Raw genomic sequence first — 1,598 nt, 5'->3', positions numbered from 1 at the left:
GCTTTCCGGTAAGGGACGTCCGCAGCGAAAACCAAAGTACAGTAGAAAAAAGATAATAGCAGATATCCAAACAACATCCTTCAAAATATCAGTCTTTGATGAAGCGAAGGAAGAACTATTACAAGATATTATGAAAATGGTGATGAAATATGCTGATTAATTACAATTATCCAAAGCATGTGTATATCGTTTGTGGGAATACTGACTTACGTAAAGGGATTAATAGTCTTGCACTTTTAATCTCAGACTACTATGAAATGGATGTCTATGACGATTCGCTCTTCTTATTCTGTGGACGCAGAAATGATCGCTTTAAAGGACTTTATTGGGACGGCGAAGGTTTTACTATGCTTTACAAACGATTTGAAAATGGGCGACTTCAGTGGCCTAGAAATCGTGAAGAGGTTTCTGAGCTAACTCAGCAACAAGTTGAATGGCTTCTTCAGGGCTTAAATCCATTACCTGAGAAACGAATCAAGCCAGCTAAAAAGGGAACTTTTTATTGATCGGCAGATTACAAGAAATAAATTTAAAAAAGTTCTTTACAGTAAACGCTCCCCACTGATATGGTTGTTCTAACATATATTACGGGGAGGTGACGAGTATGGCTACAAAAAAAGATTTAGAAAAGCAAGTCGAAGAGCTCAAGGAGCAAGTTAAAGAGTTTAAGAAACAACTTGATAAAAGAGATGAAGTAATCGAAATGCTTTTACAACGTCAATATGGAAAAAAAACTGAAAAATTGGCCGACGGCCAAATATCACTTTTATCCGATGAGGAGCTTGAAAATCTGGCCACAGAAGAGGATGAAACTACTGTGGTAATTGAGAAAACCGTGCCTACTCGTCGCACTCCAAAAAAGAAAAAGTCATCGGGAAAACGCAATAAGATCCTAGATCAATTTGAACAACGAGATGTTATTCATGATGAACCAGGAAAGATGTGTAAATGTTGCGGTGAAAAGATGATAGCTATCGGCAAGAAGTGTCAATATCGTGAATTAAGACAAAAACCTGCAGAGTTTGAATGTGTTAACCACTATGTTCGAACTTATAAATGTAGCAATATCGAAGAACACGATAATGGTAATGAAGTATTAGCTCAAGCTATCCCTGAGACTGCGCCTTTATTCAATCATAGCTACTTCTCTGCAAGCTCTTTAGCTGAAATTATTAGGAATAAGTACGAACTGGCAATACCTTTAAATAGGCAAGAAATTTTGTTCAAGTCCTACGGACTTCCAATCACTTCAAAACAGATGTCTGAAGGTGTGATAAAGCTTTCCCAACGTTATCTGCAGCCACTTTATGATAGACTTCTAGAGGAGTTACTTCTAGAGGAAGTTATTCATATGGATGAAACTCCGTATGAAGTGTTGGCTAAGAATACAAAAAGCCACAAAACTTATATTTGGGCGGTCAGATCTACAGTTGAGTTCTCCAATCACCAAATAGTTTTTTACAAGCACTCCGATACTCGTGGTTCTTCTAATATAGCGGATATCCTGGGGGCTAAATATCGCGGTGCGATAATATGTGATGGATGGACTGGATATAGCTCTAACGTCTATCCAGAGATCACTTTCGGGGCGTGTTTGG

2 protein-coding genes are annotated in these 1,598 nt (G+C 38.1%); both read left to right on the top strand.

Translation table 11 applies throughout. From position 1 onward, the window contains the following. The first annotated feature begins 149 nt into the window (after nucleotides 1-149). Nucleotides 150-506: an IS66 family insertion sequence element accessory protein TnpB gene (gene tnpB / locus JCM10991_RS11620; protein ID WP_023860636.1), complete on the top strand. Its 357-nt coding sequence runs from the start codon at nucleotides 150-152 to the stop codon at nucleotides 504-506. 98 nt (nucleotides 507-604) lie between these two features. Beyond that, on the top strand, nucleotides 605-1,598 hold a 994-nt coding region (locus JCM10991_RS11615; RefSeq protein WP_025021579.1), incomplete at its 3' end, for an IS66 family transposase.

The sequence above is a fragment of the Ligilactobacillus equi DSM 15833 = JCM 10991 genome, from assembly GCF_000615765.1.
Classification (GTDB): domain Bacteria; phylum Bacillota; class Bacilli; order Lactobacillales; family Lactobacillaceae; genus Ligilactobacillus; species Ligilactobacillus equi.
This window is presented reverse-complemented; position numbering and strand designations above follow the sequence as displayed.

Coding starts and splice junctions, on each gene's coding strand:
- tnpB (WP_023860636.1), top strand. CDS start 150: ATGCTGATTAATTACAATTATCCAAAGCATGTGTATATCGTTTGTGGG.